3 protein-coding genes are annotated in these 3626 nt (G+C 62.1%); 2 read left to right on the top strand and 1 reads right to left on the bottom strand.

What is annotated here, in order from left to right; all coding sequences use genetic code 11:
* Positions 1-2193 (top strand): NfrA family protein (locus tag VMA74_RS18295; protein ID WP_325369579.1); only part of this gene is annotated, 2193 nt, incomplete at its 5' end.
* On the top strand, positions 2193-3089 hold the full coding sequence (locus VMA74_RS18290) for a DUF4434 domain-containing protein (protein WP_325369577.1): 897 nt from the start codon (positions 2193-2195) through the stop codon (positions 3087-3089). The genes VMA74_RS18295 and VMA74_RS18290, both read left to right, overlap by 1 nt.
* A gap of 74 nt (positions 3090-3163) precedes the next feature.
* Here the strand turns inward: VMA74_RS18290 and VMA74_RS18285 are convergent.
* On the bottom strand, positions 3164-3626 hold a 463-nt coding region (locus VMA74_RS18285), incomplete at its 5' end, for a hypothetical protein (RefSeq protein ID WP_325369575.1).

Genomic DNA, 3626 nt, shown 5'->3' with positions numbered 1-3626 from the left:
ATCGCCAGCAGCGGTGATCGCAAGTCGCTGGCGGCCTACATGGCTACACGCCAGCCTGTCTTCGACAAGGTGCAGGATGAGCGGCAGTGGATCAATTTATTGGCGATGGCAGCACACGCTCAGCCGGCGCTGCTCGATCGCTATGCGGCGCACTATCCCGCCAATGCGGCATGGCAGGCGCGTGCTGCGCTGCCCTTGGCGATGATGCGCGGCGATCGTGCGACTGCGGGCAGCATGCTATCGCGCCTGCCGGCCGACAGTTTTCGCGAGGAGCGCTTCAATCTCGATCTGCAGCAGGGGCGCTATGCCCATGCGCAACAGCAGGCGCAAGCCTTGATCGCACAAGCGGAAGGCTATCGGCTGCTCGACCCCCTCAGCTATCGCCTGATGGAAGCCGGCGCATACAACGAAGCCAAGCAACTGTTGCTCGATGCGTATCCGTTTACCGGCAATCCCCATTTGGCGGCCTTGTTTTCTCGCCTGGCCGTGCTGGCTGGCAAGCAAGCCGCGTTGTTCTCGGCGGATGACCGCACCCGCCTGCGCCAGCCATTGGACAGTGTGGCGTTGCGCGTGGCGCAGTTGCAGATTCTGGGAGCGCTGCGTGATTGCGACGGCATCCGCCAGGTGATGGCGGACCAGTCGCCGGATTATCCGAGTGAGCGCTGGCGTCAATTGGGCGACTGCTACAGCCAGGACCGCCCCGGCCTGGCCGAATATGCCTATGCCCAAGCCAGCAAGCACCAGCCCAGCAGCGCCAACACGCGTGCGCTGGCGTATCAGGCCTATAGTGCGCAGGACTATGAAACAGCGTTGCTCGCGTGGCGATCCTTACCGGCTACCGATATGCAGCAGGCCGACCTGATCGCGGCCGCCACCACCGCACTCACCATCCACGAAGCCGCCGTGGCGCGCGCCTGGCTGGATAGCTATGCAGCACAAGGTGGGCGGCAGGACGGCACCTATTGGTGGCTGCGTGCGCAAGCGGATGGGCCACGCGACCCCGCGCTGGCGCGCATGGATCTGGAAAACGCCGTGGCGTTGCAGCCCGATCCGCGTTACTACGCGCGCCTCGCAGCGCTGCAAGCGCAGGCAGGTGATTTGCAACAGGCGCTCATTTCATGGCAGCACGCCAGCGCGCTGGCTCCCGGTGACAGCCAGCTGGCGGCGTCGCTCGGCTATGCCTATCTGCAAGCAGGCCAGCCGGAGGAGGCCTTGGCGCAGTTCCAGCGGGCCCACCGGGCCGAGCCGGACAATCCCGCCTTGACGCGCCAACTGTTGTACGTGAACCAGCAACTGGGCCATTACGCACAAACACGGCACTACGCCGAACAGGCTATCGATCAATTCGACAGCACGGATGCGGCCGATGTCGGCGATGGCAGCGGCAACGCGAAGCAAGATCAGGATGAGCTCTACAGCCTGCGCCGTCTGCACGAAAATCTCGGCCGCACGTGGAGTTTCAATGCCGACATGTCGCTCGGCGATACCGTGTCCTCGGCCGCCAATTCGGTGGCGCCCGGCGTTTCCTATCGAAGCTATGCGCAACTGGAAGCGCAATACCATCTCGATCCGCAATTGACCGGCGGCGATCTCAATACGCTTACCGCCTATGCGCGCCTGTTTGCCGGCAGTGGTGCCAACGGCGCGGTGTGGCCGGTCCACGAGACGATGCTTGGTGTCGGCATGCATTGGAAGCCGCTGATCTCGCAAAACATCATTCTTTCGGTGGAGCAGCAGACGCCGGCCGACAACAGTCGCTATACCCGCAACGACACCATGCTGCGCGCCAGCGGATCCTGGTCGTTCAGTCCCAAGTTCAGCGATGACTGGCATGCGAGTGGCTGGGGCTGGCCTGCGCAGAACTTCTATGCCGATATCGCGCATTATCTGCGCGCCAAGGAAAGCGTCGCCACGCTGGATTACCGTTTCGGGCTGCACGACAAGATCGCCCATGGACAAACCATCGAGCCGTATATCCATCTGCAATATACCGGCATCGATCGTGCGCAGGGCTTGAGCTATCTGCGCGACGGGCGCGCCGGTCTCGGGGTGCAATGGAATGTCTGGTTTGGTGAAACGCATTACGATGCCTATCCCCATCGCTTCAGCGTAGCTATTGAACAGCAGCACGCCTTCACCACCTACTTGCGTGACAAAAACGCCTTTTTCGTAATCCTGAGGACGCAATGGTGATGCGCGCATGGCTCCGCCTGATGATATTGCTGTGGCTGTTGACCCCGTGCCTGGCCGGTGCATCGACGGCCATCATCTATCAGCCGCAGCTGCGCGACCGGGATGTCGCTCAGGCGCAGTGGCCGCTGATCTTCATGCAATTGCGCGCGCAAGGCTTCGACACGCTGGTGGTGCAATGGACGGAGTATGGCGACGCCTTCGGCGATGCCGCAGGTCATGCATGGTTGCTCCAGCGCGTGCGCGAAGCACGCGCGGCTGGCTTGCATATCGTGCTTGGCTTGAACAGCGACCCGGCTTTCTTCCAGCGGCAGCAGGTCCCGACGGCTGCGTTGGGCGATTATCTGCACACGCTCTCGCGACGTGATGATGCAGTGGCACGACGCTGGGCAGGCGACTTGGGTGTGGATGCCATCGACGGCTGGTATTTGCCCATGGAGATCGACGACAAGCGGTGGCGCGATCCCAAGGCGCGCGAGGCGCTACAGGATTACCTGGCTTCCGAACGTCGCCAACTCGACCGGATTGCACCGCGGCCGGTGTACGTCACCTCCTTTTTTGCTGGCAATATGACGCCGGAGCGTTACGCGGAACTGCTCGACGCCGTGCAGCACACGGGCGTGCGGGCCTGGGTGCAAGACGGTGCGGGAACCGGGCGCCTGGGCGAAGGCGAACGCAAGCTGTATCTCGACGCGGTCAGTCAATGCACGGAAACACGCGCACACGGCATCGTCTTCGAGATCTTTCATCAGACCGGTGCGGACAAAACGTTCAGCGCGACAGCGTTGCCGGATGCCGCAGCGAACACGGCGTTGACGCAGCGCGCACCATGCCATGGCGACAGCGTGTTCTTCGAGCTGCGCTACCTGCCGGAGATGGCGGGGATCATGCAGCGTTAGGGGTACTTCATACGGAAGGCGACGCGGACGAAGGCTCGGGGTGAGCCTTCGTCCGCAACCTATCGGTCAGCCTGTTACTGCGGCACCTTCAGCGGCGCGATCGTCTGATCGAGCGTGCTCCAGTAGGTCTTGGTGTACGGCACCATCTCTTCGGCGTAATACCACCAGAAGAAGCCGCCGATGAACTTCGGATCCTGGAAGCTGTTGACCATCGGGTAGTACGTCTTGATCAAGCCCGTCTGCACCGAGGTAGGTGCGCTGGTGCTGGAGGTGCCGATCTCGCCGAAGCCGACTTTCGCATTCGGGAAGATGCTTTCCAGTGCGCTGAAATCAGCACTCCACGACGGCGACAGCCCGGGGCAATCCTTGTAAGGGTAGTAACTGAAGAGCGCGTAGTCGGTGCTTTGTAGAACGCTGGCGGGCAGGAAGGTGGTGGGCCAGGTTTTCCAGTAATCCTGGGGTTTCTCCCAGCAATTGTTGCCCTTGCTGTCGTCGTTGTAGTACAGCGTTACGGCGGTCTTGCCGCCTACCGCTTTT

The sequence above is a fragment of the Dyella sp. genome (genome assembly GCF_035508675.1).
Lineage (GTDB): Bacteria > Pseudomonadota > Gammaproteobacteria > Xanthomonadales > Rhodanobacteraceae > Dyella_B.
The sequence above is the reverse complement of the archived record's forward strand: the minus strand, read 5'-3'. Positions and strand labels throughout refer to the sequence as shown.

What these genes read in the sequence shown, in the direction of transcription:
- VMA74_RS18290 (WP_325369577.1), top strand. Translation starts at nt 2,193, where the DNA reads ATGCGCGCATGGCTCCGCCTGATGATATTGCTGTGGCTGTTGACCCCG.